Source organism: Occallatibacter gabretensis, assembly GCF_001449115.1.
Lineage (GTDB): Bacteria > Acidobacteriota > Terriglobia > Terriglobales > Acidobacteriaceae > Telmatobacter > Telmatobacter gabretensis.
The window spans coordinates 169,545-188,391 of record NZ_LAIJ01000007.1 but is presented as its reverse complement, the minus strand read 5'-3'; the positions used below and the strand labels follow the sequence as shown (position 1 = coordinate 188,391).

Annotated in this window: 17 protein-coding genes and 1 riboswitch; of the genes, 7 read left to right on the top strand and 10 right to left on the bottom strand. The window is 56.9% G+C overall.

All coding sequences use genetic code 11. From position 1 onward, the window contains the following. Positions 1–166 precede the first annotated feature (166 nt). Positions 167–2,296 (top strand): DUF3857 domain-containing protein, encoded by a 2,130-nt coding sequence (locus VO84_RS05660; protein WP_058186307.1) that lies wholly within the window; start codon positions 167–169, stop codon positions 2,294–2,296. Between the two features lie 122 nt (positions 2,297–2,418). On the opposite strand, the gene VO84_RS05655 is transcribed toward VO84_RS05660, so the two are convergent. The 5 genes from VO84_RS05655 to VO84_RS05635 all read right to left on the bottom strand — a co-directional run bounded on the left by VO84_RS05655 (position 2,419) and on the right by VO84_RS05635 (position 8,634). Beyond that, positions 2,419–4,734: a sensor domain-containing protein gene (locus VO84_RS05655; RefSeq protein WP_058186306.1), complete on the bottom strand. Its 2,316-nt coding sequence runs from the start codon at positions 4,732–4,734 to the stop codon at positions 2,419–2,421. Next, positions 4,731–5,021, bottom strand: a complete 291-nt coding sequence (locus VO84_RS05650) for a circadian clock KaiB family protein (RefSeq protein ID WP_058186305.1) — start codon at positions 5,019–5,021, stop codon at positions 4,731–4,733. Before VO84_RS05650 ends, VO84_RS05655 begins: the two co-directional genes overlap by 4 nt. Next, the gene (kaiC, locus tag VO84_RS05645) at positions 5,018–6,886 is read right to left on the bottom strand and encodes a circadian clock protein KaiC (RefSeq protein ID WP_231737795.1); all 1,869 of its coding nucleotides are present in this window, start codon (positions 6,884–6,886) and stop codon (positions 5,018–5,020) included. The genes VO84_RS05650 and kaiC overlap by 4 nt, the downstream gene beginning before the upstream one ends. A 179-nt stretch (positions 6,887–7,065) precedes the next feature. Continuing rightward, positions 7,066–7,995 (bottom strand): metallophosphoesterase, encoded by a 930-nt coding sequence (locus tag VO84_RS05640; RefSeq protein WP_058186303.1) that lies wholly within the window; start codon positions 7,993–7,995, stop codon positions 7,066–7,068. A gap of 96 nt (positions 7,996–8,091) precedes the next feature. Continuing rightward, positions 8,092–8,634 carry a hypothetical protein gene (locus tag VO84_RS05635; protein ID WP_058186302.1) on the bottom strand — a complete coding sequence of 181 codons (543 nt, stop codon included), beginning with the start codon at positions 8,632–8,634 and terminating at the stop codon, positions 8,092–8,094. Between the two features lie 337 nt (positions 8,635–8,971). Between VO84_RS05635 and VO84_RS05630 the strand changes: the two genes are divergently transcribed. The 5 genes from VO84_RS05630 to VO84_RS05610 all read left to right on the top strand — a co-directional run bounded on the left by VO84_RS05630 (position 8,972) and on the right by VO84_RS05610 (position 13,002). Further along, positions 8,972–9,199 (top strand): hypothetical protein, encoded by a 228-nt coding sequence (locus tag VO84_RS05630; RefSeq protein ID WP_026447189.1) that lies wholly within the window; start codon positions 8,972–8,974, stop codon positions 9,197–9,199. 128 nt (positions 9,200–9,327) lie between these two features. Continuing rightward, the gene (gene ribB / locus VO84_RS05625; RefSeq protein WP_408033304.1) at positions 9,328–10,575 is read left to right on the top strand and encodes a 3,4-dihydroxy-2-butanone-4-phosphate synthase; all 1,248 of its coding nucleotides are present in this window, start codon (positions 9,328–9,330) and stop codon (positions 10,573–10,575) included. A gap of 66 nt (positions 10,576–10,641) precedes the next feature. Next, entirely contained in the window at positions 10,642–10,935 is a 294-nt protein-coding gene (locus VO84_RS05620; RefSeq protein ID WP_058186301.1) for a hypothetical protein, read from the top strand. Continuing rightward, positions 10,936–12,123, top strand: a complete 1,188-nt coding sequence (locus tag VO84_RS05615; RefSeq protein ID WP_058186300.1) for a glutathionylspermidine synthase family protein — start codon at positions 10,936–10,938, stop codon at positions 12,121–12,123. 45 nt (positions 12,124–12,168) lie between these two features. Continuing rightward, entirely contained in the window at positions 12,169–13,002 is an 834-nt protein-coding gene (locus tag VO84_RS05610) for a hypothetical protein (RefSeq protein WP_058186299.1), read from the top strand. 55 nt (positions 13,003–13,057) lie between these two features. Here VO84_RS05610 and VO84_RS05605 read toward each other — a convergent pair whose 3' ends face one another. The 3 genes from VO84_RS05605 to VO84_RS05595 all read right to left on the bottom strand — a co-directional run bounded on the left by VO84_RS05605 (position 13,058) and on the right by VO84_RS05595 (position 15,739). Further along, the gene (locus VO84_RS05605; RefSeq protein ID WP_058186527.1) at positions 13,058–14,029 is read right to left on the bottom strand and encodes a deoxyhypusine synthase family protein; all 972 of its coding nucleotides are present in this window, start codon (positions 14,027–14,029) and stop codon (positions 13,058–13,060) included. A gap of 197 nt (positions 14,030–14,226) precedes the next feature. Further along, on the bottom strand, positions 14,227–14,658 hold the full coding sequence (locus VO84_RS05600) for a DUF6526 family protein (protein ID WP_058186298.1): 432 nt from the start codon (positions 14,656–14,658) through the stop codon (positions 14,227–14,229). After that, positions 14,651–15,739, bottom strand: a complete 1,089-nt coding sequence (locus VO84_RS05595) for a hypothetical protein (RefSeq protein ID WP_058186297.1) — start codon at positions 15,737–15,739, stop codon at positions 14,651–14,653. Before VO84_RS05595 ends, VO84_RS05600 begins: the two co-directional genes overlap by 8 nt. A 277-nt stretch (positions 15,740–16,016) precedes the next feature. Between VO84_RS05595 and VO84_RS05590 the strand changes: the two genes are divergently transcribed. Next, a complete protein-coding gene (locus tag VO84_RS05590; protein ID WP_058186525.1) occupies positions 16,017–17,540 on the top strand; it encodes a sialate O-acetylesterase in 1,524 nt (507 codons plus the stop codon). Here the strand turns inward: VO84_RS05590 and crcB are convergent. After that, the gene (gene crcB / locus VO84_RS05585) at positions 17,537–17,911 is read right to left on the bottom strand and encodes a fluoride efflux transporter CrcB (protein ID WP_058186296.1); all 375 of its coding nucleotides are present in this window, start codon (positions 17,909–17,911) and stop codon (positions 17,537–17,539) included. The two genes, VO84_RS05590 and crcB, sit on opposite strands and share 4 nt — an antisense overlap. A gap of 103 nt (positions 17,912–18,014) precedes the next feature. Beyond that, a riboswitch (Fluoride riboswitch) is annotated at positions 18,015–18,094 on the bottom strand. 45 nt (positions 18,095–18,139) lie between these two features. Beyond that, the gene (locus VO84_RS05580; RefSeq protein ID WP_058186295.1) at positions 18,140–18,820 is read right to left on the bottom strand and encodes an MBL fold metallo-hydrolase; all 681 of its coding nucleotides are present in this window, start codon (positions 18,818–18,820) and stop codon (positions 18,140–18,142) included. Positions 18,821–18,847 lie beyond the last annotated feature (27 nt).

Genomic DNA, 18,847 nt, shown 5'->3' with positions numbered 1-18,847 from the left:
CATAGGAACCGCGCTCCCGGCGTAAAATTGCATAGCAACGCGCGCTGCCCCTGAGGGCTCGTCTTCTGCCCGCTCGTGGATGGCCGGCCGGAGAGCCAGTGGAGCGAATGCGCGGCAACCGATTGCAAGGCTTATCGGACCTTATCGGACTCGAGGGATCAATCCCATGCGCTCTTATCTTGTTGCTTCATTTGGAATGCTACTGCTTGGCACGGCCGCGCCGCTGGCCTCTTACAGCCAGTTTCAGCCGCCGCAGGCAGATGAGCTCTCCATGACATCCGACCCCAAGGCTCCCGGTGCGGCCGCGGTCTATCTCTATCGCGAAGAGATCACCGACGATGCGCATCACTTCCGCACGGTGTACGCGCGGCTCAAGATTCTTACGCCTGAGGGTCTGGCGGCAGCGACGGTGCATATCCCGCTTAACAAGAACTTTGTGTACTACGCGAAAGGGGAAAACTCAAGTCAGTTTGCGAGCGCGTATTCCAACAACTGGTCCACGCCGGATATCAATCATTCCGGCGAAGATGCGCCGATGGATTCAGATTCCTTCAATGTGCCGCTGGATATAGGCGCGCTGGAAGGCCGCACCATCCAGCCGGGCGGCGCGATTGTTCCGCTCTCGGGGCCGCAGTCGCAGATCTTGAAGATTGCGAAGAACCGCAGCAACGGGGTTGCAGACGTAAGCTTCACGCTGCCGGATGCCAAAGTCGGCAGCATTTTGGAGTACCGCTACCAGATTCGGTACGACCGCTATGAACAGGGGCCCGACTGGAAGATTCAGCAGGCGTATTTCGTGCGTCGCGCGCACTACTCCTTTACGATTGCCGAGCAGATGCAGCGCGCCGAATCAGCCGGCCAGACCGGAGGCGTATCAGACAGCGCATTGACCGATCGCCACGGCGCCTTTATGACCGACATCGTTTCTTCCGCCAACCTGCCTGCCGGCACTGCCGTGCACAAAGATGCAGTGGGACGTTACACGCTCGATGTAGCGGATGTGCCCGCCATTCCGAACGATCCCTTTGCACCTGCTCCTGCGGGACAGGCATACGAGGTGAACTTCTTCTATACGCCTTCGTCCGAGGAGCGGGATTTCTGGCAGAAGCAAATGGGCCTCTGGATGAAGCTTGTGAACGGCTACACGGCTTCCACGCCCCCACTGCAGCATGCGCTGCAGGAAATCGTTGCTCCCTCAGACGCGCCCGCGGAGAAGGCGAAGAAGATTTATGCCTATGTGCAGCGCTTTGAGAATACGGATTTCAATTCGAACGGCGTGCCGGACGTTGACAGCGACTGGGTTCCGCGCGGGCGCGTGGAACACCTGCTCGATACAAAGAAGGGGTCGAGCAATCAGCTGGCATTCATGTATCTGGCGCTGGCGCGCGCGGCGGGATTGAATGCGCGGCCTGTGCGCATTGCCAGCCGCAGCCACCGGCTCTTCTCAGTGGGCTACATGAGCGCAGATCAGCTGGACACGGTGCTGATTGGCCTGACGGTGGACAGCAAAGAGGCACTGGTCGATCCCGGAACCAAAATGGCGCCGTATGCAACGCTGCACTGGGCGCATGCCGGCGCAGGCGGCATCACCATGGCAGACGGCAAAGTGGAACTTCTCGTGACACCGCTCGAGAAGAACTCCGATAACCTGACTCTGCACGTCGGCACACTGAGCGTCGATGCGAAGGGCGCGTTGAGCGGCATGTTGAAGGTCGCATTTACAGGACAGAAGGCAATTGAGTTGCGCCAGCTTGCTCTCACGGCCAGCCCGGATGCTGTGAAAACCTCCGTCGATCAGCTTCTCGCATCCAGTGCGCCTGCGGGCGTAAGCGCAAAGGTGGATCATATTGCCTATCTGGATGATCCGAGCCGTCAGCTGCTGGCAGTGGTGAATGTCTCAGGTTCGCTCGCTGCGTCGAACGGGCACATTGAGCTTCCTCGCGCCTTCTTTGAAAGCAGTGAGGCGAACCCCTTCCCCGCAACATCGCGGGTCTCGCCCGTAGATGTGCGCTATCCCTCGCAGGACCAGGAACAGATCACCTACACACTCGCGTCCGGTCTCTCTCTGCAGGAGAAGCCGCAGGATGACGTGGCGAAGGACGAGCCGAACGCCATTTATCAGCTGAAAGCGAAGGCTGATGGCAGTACGGTGGTGAGTTCGCGCGTGCTGGTGCGTGGGTTTACGCTGCTGGACCCGAAGGACTATAGCGGGCTGAGCGACTTTTACCAGAAGGTCACCAAGTACGATCAGCAGCGAATTGTGTTGAGCGGCGCGGCATCAGGCAAGGGCGAGTAAGGCTCGTCCCCTAACGTATCGAAACGCGAGTGGACGATCGTTTGCGGTCGTCCCTCGGGCTCGACAAAACTTCATGAGCGCTTTGGCCTGTTCTCACCAATCGAGGACGATGCGCAGGGCGATTAAGTTACACTGACCAACTCATCTGGATCGGTCACACCCGTGGAAGAGCGCAATTCAAGCAACGAGGCGACCTCCGCGGCTGGTAGTGGCAGGCTGAAGTAATATCCCTGCGCACTGTCGCAGCGCATGGCCTCAAGTGTTGTTGCTTCCAGGTCGGACTCGACTCCTTCCGCAACAACGCGCATGCCCAGTTCTCGGCCCAACTGGATTATTGCCTTCACCATGCTGACCCCATCCGCGGTGCCGATCTGACGGACGAAGGACTGGTCAATTTTCAAGGTGTCGATTGGGAAACGATGGAGATAGCTCAAGCTGGAATAACCGGTGCCGAAATCATCGATTGCGACCCGGATTCCCTTTTGCCGCAGGCTCTGGAGCAGCGGCGCAGTGAGCTCGGGATTCTTCATGAGCAGACTTTCGGTCACTTCCAGTTCAAGATATTCCGGGTCGATACGGAATTCGTCCAGGATAGACAGCACCTTCTCTTCGAAGTCTTCACTCTGAAATTGCCTTCCGGAGACGTTCACGGCAATGTATATTTCAGGCAAGCCTGCATCGAGCCATGCACGAGCCTGGCGGCACGTTTCCTCCAACACCCACGTTCCGATCGGAAGAATGAGCCCGCAATCCTCGGCAACTGAAATGAAGGCAATGGGGGAAATCGGTCCTCGAATAGGATGGGTCCAGCGGAGAAGCGCCTCGACCCCCGTGATCGCTCGGCTCTTGAGATCGTATTTTGGCTGGTAGTGCACCGCCAGTTCATGCCTTTCCATGGCGCGACGCAGGTTCTGTTCAATGAATTGCCTCTCAATGGCCCGGCTATTCATGTCTGGGTGAAAGAATTGGAAATTTGAGCCACCGCTGCCCTTGGCATGGTACATAGCCGCGTCTGCGTTCTTGATAAGCGTCTCGCCATCCATTCCGTCGTCTGGATATACGCTGATACCAATGCTGGATGTAACTTGAAGTTCAAGCTCGTCGACGAAGTGAACTGCCCCAATGGCCTCGAGCATGCGGGCTGCCATGGATCCGGTTCCCTCCGGGTGTTCGACATCTGGAAGCAGCATGATGAACTCATCGCCGCCAAATCTACACACAGTGTCGGAAGCGCGTCCGGACTCTACTAACCGTTTCGCGACCGAAAGAAGTAGCTTGTCGCCGATGGGATGGCCCAGAGAGTCGTTTATGTATTTGAAGCCGTTCAGGTCCAGGAATAATATCGCGAACTTCTTCATATTACGGGCCGCAATTTTGATGGCCTGGTCAATTCGATCGCGCAGGACCCTCTGGTTGGGTAGGTCAGTCAGAAAGTCATGCTCGGCCAGATGAGTAATTATGGCCTGGTTGCTATGCAATTCCTCATCAGCTTTTTTGCGTTCGGTCACGTCAACATTGACGCCGATGAGTCGGATGACTTCTCCGCTTGCATCGAGAACCGCCCTGAAAGCCGCCGATATATTTCTTTGAGTGCCGTCCGCCAGGATGATCCGGAACTCGGCAGCTCCATCGCCCTTCGTATCGACCGCGTTGCGCAATGCCCCTTCGATTTCGGACAGGTCCTCGGGACGAACCGTGGAAGCCCACTTGCTGTAATTGATCAGTTCGCCTGCCTGGAAACGATAAATCGCAGACATCGTGGCATCCCATGCATGCACATCTGTTGCGAGTTCCCAGTCCCAGACACCAACTTTGGCAACTGCCGTCGCAAGCGCCAAACGTTCGGCAAACGATGCCAGATCCAACTGATCGCGCTTGCTGGTGCTGATATTGGCGTGAATGACGACAACGCCTTTGGGACGGTCGGTGGACAAAGGAGTGACTGTGAGTTGGAACCATCGTTCCTCAACTGACGAATTGGATTCGTAATCGAAGGAGAAACTCTTGCTGCTCCCGTTCAGAACTGACCGGATACCGGCGGCCGCTAAATGAATTTCACGCGAGCCAGGCCCGGTTGCACAATCGCAAACTCCCAGGTAATTGATGCCCAGCCCTTGTTCGGGGCCACCCCGCATTGAGTTCGTCCCGGCAAACTGTTTCCAACAGTTATTCACTGAAACGATAATGCCGTTGGAATCGAGTAAAGCGATGTGCGCCGGCAGGGCATTCAGGATCGCCGCCTGCCTGGCCGCCTCGTTGCGCTTCAACTGTTCCCGTGTGCCCCGCATGAGCAGTGTCCTGCCTTCGGGGTCCGTTGCGGTATCGATCTCGCCCGATGTCAGCGCCTCCAATCGCATCCCCGTTTCACGCAGAACATCCAGTAGCGTGGCGATTTCTTTCTCGTCTTTATCGCGGGCAGTATCTTTCTTCATGCTCATACGGTCAGCTCTTCAAGACCCAACACTTGCAGCACCAGCTTTGTCTGACTGAGAGTCCCGACAATTCTCGCGACTGGGCCGGGTGCGAGCTTTACCAGAGTCGGAGTCATGAAAACGCGATCTTCCAGAGCCAGATCTGGCTCCTTGAACACATCGACTAATTCGATATGATGTTTTCCTGAAAGGTGCGTATTGCAAAGGGCATGGAGGTTAACTAAAGCTTGCCCCGAGTTCAATGTGTCGTCTGCGACGTAGAGGCGGAACTTGAAAATTCCGGGATCGGTCATGGCTTCGCCAACTTCGCCGGCACTGCTATATCAGCGCCGCGCAGCTCCCGCATCCGTGCGCGACCTCCTGACATCTCCCGCTTGCGGACCGCTGTCGTTCGAATCAACAGATCCTTTTCCACCTTCTTGGCAATCAGTTCTGTCTTGAGCGACTTGGCGCGAACCTCTAGCACGGCCTGCTCCGCGTCGAGGCTCACGCGCTTCAGCTTCGCCGAAACCTCCGCGACCTCATTAGCGAGGCGTTCAGCGCTCTCCTTTTGCCAGCGCATCGTGCCCATCAGTACCTCGCCGCCAGCAGTGTAAATGTCGGCGACTGTTACCCCTTCCTTGCTCAGGATCAACTCCCGTACCTGATTAGAATGCGCTGTGCCTCGAGACTTGATAATCGATATCCCGCGATTCCGCTCGCCGGCCTGCACCAGATAATTCAGGTGTATCCAGGTGTCCGCCAGCGTAGAAATCTGCAAAGGAGTGCTGCTTAGCCCCTCGGTCGAAATCTCATCCAATAGGCTGGTACACACAAGTGTCATACCTTCGCCTTTGAACCAGTCGATCAGCCGCTCAGCTACGGCATGTGCCGTAAGCTCATTACCCGCCTTTGCAAGTGCGGACACAGGATCGATCACCACGCAGCGGGCTTCATGCTCTTTTGCCAGTGTCTTGATATGGACCAGCATAGTCTCCGCGCTGCCCGTGAATGTGCGCCCTGAGACCATGCGTAGGCAACCACTCTCAACAAAGCGGGCCAAACGAATTCCAACAGATGTCAGGTTGCGAACGACTTCCGTGCCATCGGAATCGAAACTGACGAACACTGTGCGTTCGCCTCTCAGGCAGCACGCCTCTGCAAAGGCGCCGCTCAACGTAGTCTTGGCAGTGCCGGGAAAGCCGGTCAACAGAACGCAGGCGCCGCGATAGTAGCCGCCATCCAGCATCGTGTCCAGCCGCTCCACCCCGCTCGAAACACGCTCGTTCGTCACTTTGGCATCGGCACGGCCAAGTGAGCGAGCCAACGCCACATCGAAGCCGCTCTTACCGATAACAAAGGGCGACTCATCCTCGTTAAAGCTTGAGCCGCGATACTTTTGTACCCGAAGGTTGCGCTGCGAGACTCCCTGGTCCACGCGGTGGTTCAGCACCACCGAACAGTCGACCATGAACTGCATAAACCCAAACTGCTGACCAGCGGAACTGGTGTCATCTCCGCCCGCCTTGGCGGTGATCAGAGCAGTCATATGATGGTCCAGCAGCCACTGATGGAGCCGGTTCATCTCCACATGTCTGGCCGGCGCGTCTGGTAGCAGCGCGAGGACAATGTCCAATGCATCGAACACAATACGGACCGCGCCCATTTGCTTGATTTTGGCGCTGAGCGCAGCCAACATCCCACCCAGGTCGAAAGCGCCCGCGTGGATCATATCGGGCATGGGCTGGGCGTCCAGAAAATACAGCTTCGCTCCTTGCATTTCAGCAAGCTTCCAGCCAAAACTTTTGAAGTTTTCCATCAGACGCTTAGGGGACTCTTCAAAGGCAACAAAAACTCCAGGCTCTTCATAGGCCTCTGCGCCGTGCTTGAGGAACTGAACTCCGAATATCGTCTTGCCAGACCCTGGACCGCCTACTAGAAGAGTCGTTCGGCCTTGAGGGAGACCACCATTTGTAATCTCGTCAAACCCGGCAATGCCAGTGGATGCCTTGCCTTGCGTTTCCTTTGGGGGCTTCAGTGAACGCCTGCTGTCTCGGTTGTGAGCTGGTTCCGCTGGTCCTGATACTACACCTTTGTGGGGATGATAGTGGCACCTTTGTGGGGGTGGTAGCGGCCATGATTGCAAGTTGCCAGTTCCCAAAATAGGAATTCCGCACACGCCCGCGCGCTGAATGCAACGATCTGAAACACCTGGAACGACAACCGTTGATTACACCTGGAAAGTACTGGCTTAACATGAAATCACCAACGCGCTCATCGAAGGTTAGGTCCGCACCGAAAGAGTTGGCTTTCCGCATGTGATCCGTTCCATGCCCGCACAAAACCAGCGAAGCTGCTCTAAGTATTCTGCGGATCGACGCTCTTGAAGCCGTAGGTCTCATACCGGGTAGAAAGTTTTCCGCCCTTGATGTCAACAACGGTAAAGCCTTCAGGCGTTCCCAGGCGGATGCCGCGCCACCAGTTTCCGCAGACCGCGCCGCTGGTGATGTAAGGCAAGCCATGCCACACGACCTGCTCATTGATATGCGTGTGACCCTGCAGCACGCCGAGAACATTGTGGCCTTCAAACAACGCGATCACTTCGCTTGAGTTGGCCACTGACAGTCCGTGATGCTTCGGCTGTTCCGCAGGCACCGGCACGTAGGAGTCAAAAGCTGTGACCAGCGGAATATGCACGGAGACAATGACAGGCGTCGCTGTGGGAAGCGTCTTAAGATCCATGGCCAGCCAGCTCAGTTGTTCGGCATCCACGCGTCCCTCATAAGCGCGGTCCGGCGTAAAGCCAATCGAGTCGAGCACGATAAAGTGAACGCCCTTGTGATCGAACGAGTAATAAGTTTTGCCAAAGCGCTCTTCAAACATCTTCTTGCCATAGAGCGGGTCGGCGCTGGTAGCTCCGCTGGCGGGATAGATCCCGAAGCAGTCATGATTGCCAATCGTGTGATGAATTTTCAGGCCAAGATCCTGTTCGGTTTTGCCGTAAAGATCGAAGAGGCTTGAAGCGCGGTCTTTGCTCACGCCGAGCGAGTCAAAGACGTGGTCCCCGCCCTGGATCACAAAGTCGCTCTTCAGGCCTCGAGCCTTTTTAAAAGCCATATCGCAACCGCCGGCGGCGTTGAGCTCCGGCTGCAGATGCGTATCTGTGATGAAGAGGAAGCTGAAGTCTTGCGACGCGGATTGAGCAGCAGCAGGAAGCGAAGGTGCAATAGCCACAAGACCGGCGGCTCCGGCAAGTGAGAGGAATTCTCTGCGGTTCACAAGGCTCATGTCCTCAGAATGAACCCGCCGGAACCTATTGATGTCAAAATTTCTGCAAATTGCCAAAGGGGTAGCTGGAAAATTACCGTCGCCCGTCGCGGCTGCCTATCGCACGCTGACGTCGCCATCTATATCGACGATCAGATCGTCCCCCGCAATCCGGATAGAGTGAATTTTGAGGTGGTCGAGGGTGACCTTATAGCCGGAGCTGGCTGTCGATCCTTCCAGCGCTTTGCGGAGCAGATCGGCGGCGTTTACAGTCATGCTGTCGGGAATCTGGTGGCTGAGAAATGGCATGAGCAGGAAATTCAGCTCCTTCTGGTCACTCACGCGCTCAACCCGAGCATCGCGGAAGCCGATCGTCTCGCCCTCACCCGACGGAGCAACAGAAACCACTGAGCTGGGCGAAAGGCTGATGCCCAGGCAGGCTCCGCGGACGGCTGTGCCCAGGCGAGCATGGGTCTTCACCTGCACCTGGATGCGATCTCCAGCAAAGGTCATCTGTGGGTTATCCACATAGATGGAACAGGGCGTAACGGGCGAGCCTTTCAGGTAATAACGGCCGTTCGGGCCGTTAAAAAGCTGGCTCTCCAGGGTGCGCTGCAGGGCTGCACGGCTCACTTTGAGCTGGCCGGCGCGAGCCGGCATCGCAGCCAGGCAAAGAAGTATAGCCCCAAGCAACGCTGTGCATTGAAACGGCCTCATAACTCGATAGTGCCATTTCCGGGCAGGGAAATGCCAGAAAGCGCAATAGTGCGGAGCGTAATTAGCCTGCAATGTGCAAATTAAAGGGGATTAGGCATAGTGCGGCAGGCCGCGCTTGCGTATCGTTTTCATAACAGATTTCTCTTGATTTTTGAATAAAACATCCCTAAAATAGAAACCAGTGTTGTTGCTTTAACGGACCAGTCACCCCCCCGCTGACACGCACACGTCCGAACGAGTTACATCTGAAAGAAAATCCTACCCAGTTAAGGACTAAATCATGGCAAAGCGTCGTGGAAATCCGAATTGGGGCAAGCCGGAGCCCATTGGGCCCGTTGTGCCTACCGTTACCTCTTTCGAGCAGATCGTGAAGGAATTCAAGCTCACCCCGGATCAGTACATTCGGTCAACCCGGCTCCGTGAATGGGCTCGCCGCAATAAGAATTCCAAGTACATTCCTGAGGCGCTTCTCGAGGCCTGGGGCTTCGAGATCGAATCGACGTTGTAGGCTTTAAGTCGTTTTGGATGTAGACGAAAGCGCCGCTATATGCGGTGCTTTTGCTTTGGGCTCAGACATTCTTTTTACATCGTAATGACACTCCCCATTGGTGCTCGTCGGCTGATTCGGAGACAATAATGTCAGAGCAGATGACAGCCGAACGAATGCATGACAATGCGGTGTTTACAGATGTGCCCGGAGCGCTCGATGAGATTCGCGCCGGGCGAATGGTCGTGGTAGTAGACGACGAGGATCGCGAGAACGAGGGCGATCTGACGCTGGCCGCCGAGCATACCACCCCGGAAGCGATTAATTTCATGGCGCGGTACGGCCGGGGCCTCATCTGCCTCACGCTCACTGAGGAGCGGGCCGACTATCTCCGGCTCTTTCCCATGACGCAGCATAATTCCTCGCGCTTTGGCACGGCATTCACTGAAACCATTGAAGCGCGCGAGGGCGTCACGACCGGAATCTCCGCGGCAGACCGCGCGCATACCATCCAAACAGCGATTGATCCCAAATCAACTGCGGCTGACCTCGCCCGGCCAGGACACATCTTTCCGCTCCGAGCCAGGCGCGGCGGCGTGCTGGTGCGCGCCGGGCAGACCGAGGCTTCCGTCGACCTCGCCCGCATGGCGGGGCTCAATCCCTCAGGCGTCATCTGCGAGATCATGCGCGACGACGGCGAGATGGCGCGGATTCCCGACCTCATTCCTTTCTGCAAAGAGCACGGCCTCAAGATCCTCACTGTGGCCGAGCTTATCCGCTACCGGCTGCGCAACGAGCGCTACATCGTGCGGGCCGGGGAAACGACTGTACAGACAAAGTTCGGCGAGTTCCGCATGATCGCCTACCAGAGCGAAGTGAATGGCGGCGAAAGCCACGTCGCGCTGGTAAAAGGCGATCTGGCCTGCGGCAATGCTCAGACCGGCAAGCCCGTTCTGGTGCGCGTCCATACGCGGTGTACGGCAGGAGATATTTTTAGCGCCGATTGCCGCTGCAGGGAGATTCTCGATGGCTCCATGCGGATGATTGCCGAGGAGGGCTGCGGAGCTCTGATCTACCTGCATAACACCGCGCCCGGCTTCGAGATTGATGCCACGCCTGCAGAAGCTGGAGAAAAGTCCGGCTCCAGGGAAGGCATGACGCACGACGCCGGCAGAATTGTCCTGCATAAAGAACTGCGATCGCGCGAGGCGGCGCAGGACAGATCAGGCAGGATCGTGCGCGCCATCGGCCTCGGCGGCCAGATTTTGACGGACCTGGGAATTCACCGCATCCGGCTGATCTCGAACACACCCATGCACATTCCAGCGTTGGAAGGATTCGGGCTGGAGATCGTGGAACAGGTCGGGATTCCGGTGGAAGAGTGCGCGCGGGCGTGAGGTAAGGTCAAGGGAACCCAGCTTCAGAAAATTGCGTAGTTCATTTACGACAGAACGAGACCCCTCATGCGCCGCTCCCGCGAAATTCAACTGACACTTCTTGCTTCCCTTGCCCTAACATCCTTAACTGCCTGCCGCGATGAGCCGCAGCACTGCGTGGATGGGCGGAACCGGCTGCTGCCTGACTCAAGCTGCCAGGTGAGCAACCGCCCTGTTGGCGCGCATTATGTTTATGGCGGATCAAGTGGTGGGCATGTTGGCGATGCGGTGGTGGGCTCCAGCGTTTCGCGGGGCGGCTTTGGCGGCAGCGCTGAAGGCGGTGAGGGGCACAGCGGCGGCGGTGAAGGCGGAGGCGAGTAAGTGAGACGGCTTACGGTGACTCCGCGAAATGACTGGCAGACGCGCGTGGAGCGCGTGGGACTTACGTTTCACACGCTGGCGGATGGCTCGCCCTACTGGGATGAAACGGCTTACTGGGAATTTACTTCGGCTGAGATTGACCGACTGGAGGCTGCGACGGCGGAGCTTCAGCGCCTGGCCCTGGCTGCGGGCGAAGTAATTCTGAACCAGAACCGGCTGACGCAGATGGGAGTTCCCACGGAGGCGGTGGAGGCGATTCGCGCATCGTGGAATGGCGAGCCGCCAGCGCTGTATGGCCGAATGGACCTGGCCTTTGATGGCAGAACGATCAAGCTGCTGGAATACAACGCGGATACGCCGACAGGACTGGTGGAAACGGCGATTGCGCAGTGGTACTGGCTGCAGGATTGCTTTCCAAATGCGGATCAGTTTAATTCGTTGCATGAAAAGCTGATTGCCAAGTGGAAGGACCTCAAGGATTTTGTGGAGAGTCCGGTGTACTTTGCCGATGCGGGCACGCCGGAAGATCGCATGACGACCGGGTACCTGGAAGACACGGCACACCAGGCGGGGCTGAAGACGCGGCATATTGCCATGCGTGAGATTGGGTGGGACTCGCGGAAGCTCGGCTTTGTGGATCTCGATAACAACCGCATGCAAACGCTGTTCAAGCTGTATCCGTGGGAGTGGATGCTGAAGGAGCCGTTTGGCGCGCACGCGCTGGAGACGCTGCCTCCTGCGTCAGCGCTGGTCGAGTATGGGCCGCACAAGGATCGGCGGTCGTGGGGCTCGATGCTGTGGATTGAGCCCATCTGGAAGATGATGTGGTCCAACAAGGCTCTACTGGCGATTCTGTGGGAGCTGAATCCAGGGCATGAATTGTTGCTACCGGCGTATCTCGATGGACCGCGTGAGATGCGGAGCTATGTTCGCAAGCCGCTGATGGGACGCGAAGGCGCGGGAATTGCGTACGTGCGCGATGGCTTGACCGTGGAAGGAACACTCGAAGGTTCGCCTGCGGAAGGCCAAGTCTATCAGGCACTGGCGCCAATGGCTACAGCAGCGGGAAAGACTGCGGTCTTTGGTTCATGGCTCGTGGATGGCGAACCCGCAGGGATGGGCGTGAGGGAATCGAAGGGACTGGTGACAAATAACACCAGCTCCTTTGTGCCGCATTTATTTCGGTAAACAAATTCACTGGACAATGCCGCGAAGAACGGAAAGACTGCCTCTATGCTTCGCAAAACTGTTCTCTTTCTTGCTCTATTGCCCGCAATCTCTGTATGTGCCCAGCAGGCGCCGTCCAAAACCGCTGATACACCAGCCGCTGCACAGGCACCGAGTTCGGCTGATGCAGAGAAGTTGGCGAAGGAAGTCTCTGACGCCTATTACCACCCTGAGGAACTGGCCGGTATCGATTGCAGCGTGCAAATGGATTGGGAGCCATTCATGACGGCCCTGAAGATCGACCTCGCCTCAGACGAAGGCAAAAAGGAATTGGCTGTCTTGCGCGGCCTCAAATTACACGCCCACGCGATGCGGGGTAAGCCAGCGGAGCTGACGTTTGACTGGAGCGCGGGATCTCCTTTTGCAAAAGACCAGGTTGAAGGCGGCCTGAAACAGACGGTTGCAGGGTTCTTCCAGTCTTACTGGGGCACATTTGAGATGGCGGAGCTCAAAGCCTCGGAGGTGACAAAGGTTGAGGCGCACACCGACTCGACCTCCACGATCTATACCGGCGGCGATAACTCGAAACTTGTCATCGATGTGGATAGCGAAGGCACGCCGACGCGCTACAAGCTCAGTACTCCGGCATTGAATGCGACTATTGATCTGTTGTTCGTTCCGACAGAGCCGCCAGCTCCCGGTGACCCAAGGCGCATCTCCGAGGCGCATATTGTGCAGTTTCTCGGAGAGTCAACGATCAAGGTGAACATGAAGATGGACTACCAGCCCGTGGACACATTCTTCGTTCCGCGCCACGTTGCCTTTGACATTCCCGGCTCGCTCTCCATGGCGTTTGAACTCAGCTCCTGCCAGGTAACAAAGAACTCGCCCGCAAAATGAAAATGGGCTGCATCGATCATCGATGCAGCCCATTGTTTTGCGGAAAGCATTTCTTCTACCAGCCGAGCACATACGCAAAGATCAGCGGAGCAACGATCGTTGCGTCTGATTCGACGATGAAGCTGGGCGTGTCGATGCCAAGCTTGCCCCAGGTAATTTTTTCGTTAGGCACGGCTCCGGAATAAGAACCGTAGCTGGTGGTGGAGTCCGAGATCTGGCAGAAGTAGCCCCAGAGTGGCACATGTTCGCGCTGCAGATCCTGATGAAGCATAGGCACAACGCAGATGGGGAAGTCTCCCGCAATGCCGCCGCCAATCTGGAAGAAGCCAAGTGAATGTTTTTCCGTGAGGCTTGTATACCACTCAGCCAGCTCCATCATGTACTCAATGCCTGTGCGAACGGTGTGTACTTTCTTCACGTCGCCGGAGATGCAGTGGCCTGCGTACATATTGCCGAGTGTGGCGTCTTCCCAGCCGGGGACGAACATGGGCAGGTTCTTCTCGGCAGCGGCAAGAAGCCACGAATTCTTCGGATCGATCTGATAGCTGCCCTTGAGCGCATCTGAAAGCAGAATCTTGTACATGAACTGATGCGGGAAGTAGCGCTCGCCGGCCTGGTCAGCCTTCACCCACTCGTCGAGCACCACCTTCTCGATGCGGCGCATGGCCTCCATCTCGGGGATGCAGGTATCAGTCACGCGGTTCATATGGCGATCAAGGAGCTTCTGCTCGTCAGCGGGCGTCAGGTCGCGGTAGCGGGGAACACGCTCATAGAAATCATGTGCAACAAGATTGAAGACATCCTCTTCAAGATTGGCTCCCGTGCAGCAGATGCCATGAACCTTGTCCTGGCGAATCATCTCGGCCAGCGAGAGGCCCAACTCTGCCGTGCTCATGGCGCCGGCAAGAGTCACAAACATCTTTCCGCCCTTTGCGAGGTGATCGACGTAGCCCTGCGCTGCATCAACAAGGGCGGCAGCGTTGAAATGGCGGTAGTGATGCTTGATGAATTCAGTAATTGCGGGCATGGCGATGCTTGACTCCTCGTTCAAATGAAAAATTGTTCGCCGGATCGGCCTTGCTGAGAGGGTCTCTCAAGCGTCACAGAAGAGACGCAGGCTGGGAGAACTGCTCTAGTAAAACTACCATAATTCACGGGAAAAATTGATGAATTGGTGCGGGTTTACGAGCCGCCGCCAACAGGCGTGCAGGACCAACACAGGAGTTATATGCGCCAGTCGTCGGCACGCCAGTTCTTGATGCGCTCCTTAATCTGCTTTCGATTCAGGTTATGCTCAAGCGCCTGCTTGGCGAGCTCCACAACTTCATCGTCCCCGGCAAAGCGCAGGCCGATGAGCTGGCCTTCCGTAAGCTTATAAAGCTGCGCGTGCCACTCCTGCGGCGCAAGCGACTGGAGGCGTAGTCGTTCCTCAAGGCGGATCACGCGATCCTGAACCTTGGCTGAATACATGCGCACGATAAGCGTGAGCACGAGGACCGCAAAGGAAAAGACAGCAAACCAGATGTGATGGAAGTTTGGTCTCTGCACTGCCCAGACGATAGAAATGATCAAATTGGCCAGCAGCAACGGCACCGCGATGAAATGATACAGCGGATCGCGCCTGGTGTGATTGGCAAGGTTCTGCGGTTCAGTCATGCGCTCCTGGGGTCGCCTTTGCGGCTACTGCTGTGGTAGTGGGTAACGTTTGCGTGTTTGAGACAACGACGATAGGGTGGCCGGCTGCCATCGTGGATGTTACGGAAGAAGGCACGGCTGGAGCGGAAGGAGCCTTCGGAAATGAGGCTAACACGGAAAGCTGGTCCGGCGTGAGCGCGGGCGGGTGGCCTTCGATGAGCGGATAGCGGCCGCGAACGAGGTAATCGACAAAGATGCCGCCGGCTAGATAGGGATTGAGCAGGACAATGGGGATGACATAGCCGGTTGTAATGATCGAGCCTGAGATGGATTTGTTGGAATGACTATGGTGGCGATAACCCGGCACCTGCGGAATTTCATAGACCACCAGATCCGTCTCCGGATGCTTCTTCGAGTACTTGACCAGCTTGTAGGCAATCTGACGTGGAGTGGTCATGCCTGCGTCCGGAAAGATAGCGCGCTTGAAGGTTCCAGGGAAGTACTGGTTCAACAGCCCGCGCGCGAAGTCAGCGCAGTTGTTGAAGGTGAGATTGAATTCGGATTTGTTTTTGCTGTCGTTCATGCGCTCGATAAGGGCGTCATCCTGTTCTGGGGTAGTGTCAAAACGGAAGGCGTAAATACGGCGCTCGTAAGCCGTGCCGATAAGCTGATTCCACCCGCCGTGGGTAAAGCCGCCCTCAAAGACATTCGCGCCAAGAGCGCCGAGGTGCTGCTCGTGATAGCGATCACGGAGTGTGGTCACGGTACGGCGGTCGACGTGTGTCGGGACATCCGCAATTTGCTCGACGGAGTAGAGGTATGGGATGAGCGGCATGGCCACCCAGTCATAACCGGCAATGCCCTGGTAGCGTGCAATAACGGAGCCGGGCTCGCCGGGGCCGCAGCGGCGCAGCTTAACGGGCGTTTCCGCGCAGATGCGCGCAAAGTAGATCGCATTATGGCCGGTGGGATTGACGGTGCCGAAGAAGCCATAAGGCTCTTCCATAAGCAGCGCTGCCTGGGAGTGAGCGCGTGGCGAAAGCCCTAAGAAAGCGCATAGACCGAAAGCCCCGATGAGAATACGGTGGCGCGGAATCGGCATCTGTCTCCTCCCTGATATGCAAGATAGGACGTTAGCTTTTCCCTGTGGGTTGTAGTTTTAGTAAACCGTGTTGGTTGAAGCCGTAATTCAGGCATATAGCGCTAAGCGAATTAACAGGGAACACTCTGCTGTACTTAGGTTTAAAACCGAATTTAAATAAAATGTCGCGCCGATTTAGCCAAATGTAACGGGACGCATAGGCGGCTCGTTTGATACCGTTTTCTTTCCGGAAAAAATCCTGCCCATGGGCTGGCTTCTGCTCCGGAGAAGCCTGAATATGAGGAAAACTGCCTTGAAGCTGCAATCGATTCTGTTGTTTGCGTTATTGCCTGCGGCCATGTCCGCGCAGGTGACGCTGCCGAAGATTCTCTCTGACCACATGGTGGTGCAGCGCGATCTGCCTGTGCATGTGTGGGGTTCAGCCGAGCCGAACGAAACAGTGAGCGTGGACTTTCGCGGCGAATCGCGCATGGTGACGACAGACCGAATCGGTCGTTGGAGCGTGTATCTCAAGCCCGGAACAGCAGGCGGCCCATTTGAGATAAAGGTCCAGGGCAGCAACGCGAACGAACTGACGATTACAATTCACGATGTCCTGGTGGGCGATGTGTGGGTAGCTTCAGGGCAATCGAACATGGAAATGCCATTGAAGGGGTGGCCTCCTGACTCCCCGCTGCAAAACTCAGCCGAAGAGATCGCTAACGCAAATCAGCCGCTCCTCCGCCTGCTGATCGTTAAGCAGAAGACCTCTGAATACCCGGTAGACGATATTGATGCATCCTGGACGGTGTGCACGCCGCAGACCGCGGGCGAATTTTCCGCTGTAGCCTACTTTTTCGGCCGCGAACTGGCCGCCAAAGAGCGGGTTCCGGTTGGTCTCATCCAGTCCGCCTGGGGCGGCACACCGGCCGAAGCCTGGGTGCGGCTGACCGCGCTGGGCGAGGACGCGGCGTTGAATCCGCTGTTTGCTTCGCGCGGAAAGATGGTTGAAGACGGCGCGGACACTGCGCGCCAGATTGCCAGCGAGCAGAAACAGATTGCGGAGGCAAAGGCGGCGGGCAAGCCCGCACCGCAGTTTCCCTGGCATCCGTCGCTCACCTCCTGGGGGCCGGGGAATCTCTGGAACGGGATGATTGCGCCTCTGACGCCGTTTCCGGTTCGCGGAGCGATCTGGTACCAGGGTGAGAGCAACGCATCGCTGGAACGCTTCCCTATCTACAACCGCATCATGCGCGCGCTGATTGAGGATTGGCGACGCGAGTGGGCGGTGGGAGATTTTCCGTTCCTGTATGTGCAGATTGCGAGTTTCAAGGCCGACTCGCATGATGAGTGGGCCAGCCTGCGCCAGCAGCAGGTAGAGACGCTGGGACTAAAGAACACCGCGATGGCGGTAACCATCGATATTGGCACGCCGGATACTGTGCATCCGCCCGACAAGGTGGATGTGGGGCGCAGGCTGGCGCTGGCGGCGCGCGCGTTGAGTTACGGCGAGATGCTTGAGTACTCGGGGCCGCTCTTTCGGCAGGCTGTGCCGGACGGCAGTGCTGTGCGCGTGTGGTTTGATCATGCGAAGGGCCTCAACGCGAAGGGCGGGGAATTGACCGGCGTGGAGGTTGCAGGCAAGGATGGCAAGTTTGTGCCTGCGAAAGCGATGATTGAAGGTGAGACGATCCTGGCTTCGAGCCCCGATGTGCCGCAGCCTGTTGCTGTTCGCTACGGCTGGGCGGGCAATCCGCAGTGCAATCTTTTTAACGGCGAGGGCCTTCCGGCTTCTCCGTTTACATCGATCAAAGATTTCTAGAATCGCTGAGCCAACGCAGAGCCTGCCCACGTGGCGGTGAGACCGAGGATTAAGCTGCCCACTGCATAGAGTGCGGCGATGGCGAATGCGCCGCTGCGCATAATAGAGAGCGTCTCCCACTCGTAGGTGGAGAAGGTGCTGTATGCGCCGATGAAGCCGATGGGAATAAAGAAGCGCCATGCCGGGTTGATGTCGGTGCGCTCAGCGAGAAAGCTGAGCGTGAAGCCGATGGCAATGCACGCTGTGAGATTCACCACCAGCGTGCCGTAAGGGAACTTGAGACCAGCCCGAGCGGCAATCGTTGTGCCCACCCAATAGCGGGCAATGGATCCGAGCGCGCCTCCCAGGGCAATGAGCAGATATTTCTGCAAGGCAGTTCTCCTCGTCTGGATTGTCACGCACACACGCGTGCAGCAGCGTTGCGCGGACTGAATTTTTCAGGGAGATCGCCGGGACAACTCTCCACGACAGGTATCCCTGCCAGGAGTCATCATCTGTCCGGCTCCGTTTTGGAAGGACAGCGGTTAAGGGGGAACTCCATCCCCGCTCGATTTATTAGAGCGGCGTAGCTGATTGGATGTCAAGGCAGATTACGCTGTTTACAACCTCGCGCGGGCGATAGCTTCTTCAAGCGCGGCTCTGCCGCCTCCGCGAACCCGTCCGTGGCCACAAGCGAAGCGCTGGATGGGATAGTCGAGCAGTTTGATGGCGCTCTCTCTTGCTTGGGCTAGGTTGGAATTCACTTTGAGTCGAAAATACCAGGGTGTCCAGCCTGGGATGGCCAGATACGAAAAGCAGAAAAACGTGTCGCCGGCATAGAGCGTGCCATCGCGTTCATCTAGAAAAGAGAGCTGACCGTGGATGTGTCCCGGAGTGTCGATGGCGAGAAGCGAACCAATGCAATCGCCTTCTTGTATGACGAGCGAAACCTCGCTTCGAATGCCCGGCGGATAACCGCGAATGGGACCAGTTTCGCCAGGGCGAAGTGAAAGGTTCGGCGGCTTTTTCAATATGGGGATGGATCGCTTGGAAGCCCCAAGAATTACATCGGGAATATGCGCGGCAAAAGCATCAACTGAGCCGACATGATCCATGTGCGCGTGAGTAAGGAGAATGCGCTTGATGGGAATATTGGCGGCGGCTTTAAGAATCTCGTTTTCTGAACCCTTGAGCCCGGCATCGATGAGCGTGTAGCCATCGTCCTCGCGGACGAGATAGCAATTCACAAAATTGAGACGAGTGAGTTGCAGGGCGTTCTGTGTGACGCGCGTAATCTTCATCCGGAGAACTCCAAATATAAGATGACA

Excerpts from the sequence above, each read along its gene's own strand:
- VO84_RS05660 (WP_058186307.1), top strand. The coding sequence starts at position 167 with ATGCGCTCTTATCTTGTTGCTTCATTTGGAATGCTACTGCTTGGCACG.
- VO84_RS05655 (WP_058186306.1), bottom strand. The coding sequence starts at position 4,734 with ATGAGCATGAAGAAAGATACTGCCCGCGATAAAGACGAGAAAGAAATC.
- VO84_RS05650 (WP_058186305.1), bottom strand. The coding sequence starts at position 5,021 with ATGACCGATCCCGGAATTTTCAAGTTCCGCCTCTACGTCGCAGACGAC.
- VO84_RS05640 (WP_058186303.1), bottom strand. The coding sequence starts at position 7,995 with ATGAGCCTTGTGAACCGCAGAGAATTCCTCTCACTTGCCGGAGCCGCC.
- VO84_RS05635 (WP_058186302.1), bottom strand. The coding sequence starts at position 8,634 with ATGCCGGCTCGCGCCGGCCAGCTCAAAGTGAGCCGTGCAGCCCTGCAG.
- VO84_RS05630 (WP_026447189.1), top strand. The coding sequence starts at position 8,972 with ATGGCAAAGCGTCGTGGAAATCCGAATTGGGGCAAGCCGGAGCCCATT.
- ribB (WP_408033304.1), top strand. The coding sequence starts at position 9,328 with ATGTCAGAGCAGATGACAGCCGAACGAATGCATGACAATGCGGTGTTT.
- VO84_RS05620 (WP_058186301.1), top strand. The coding sequence starts at position 10,642 with ATGCGCCGCTCCCGCGAAATTCAACTGACACTTCTTGCTTCCCTTGCC.
- VO84_RS05610 (WP_058186299.1), top strand. The coding sequence starts at position 12,169 with ATGCTTCGCAAAACTGTTCTCTTTCTTGCTCTATTGCCCGCAATCTCT.
- VO84_RS05605 (WP_058186527.1), bottom strand. The coding sequence starts at position 14,029 with ATGCCCGCAATTACTGAATTCATCAAGCATCACTACCGCCATTTCAAC.
- VO84_RS05600 (WP_058186298.1), bottom strand. The coding sequence starts at position 14,658 with ATGACTGAACCGCAGAACCTTGCCAATCACACCAGGCGCGATCCGCTG.
- VO84_RS05595 (WP_058186297.1), bottom strand. The coding sequence starts at position 15,739 with ATGCCGATTCCGCGCCACCGTATTCTCATCGGGGCTTTCGGTCTATGC.
- VO84_RS05590 (WP_058186525.1), top strand. The coding sequence starts at position 16,017 with ATGAGGAAAACTGCCTTGAAGCTGCAATCGATTCTGTTGTTTGCGTTA.
- VO84_RS05580 (WP_058186295.1), bottom strand. The coding sequence starts at position 18,820 with ATGAAGATTACGCGCGTCACACAGAACGCCCTGCAACTCACTCGTCTC.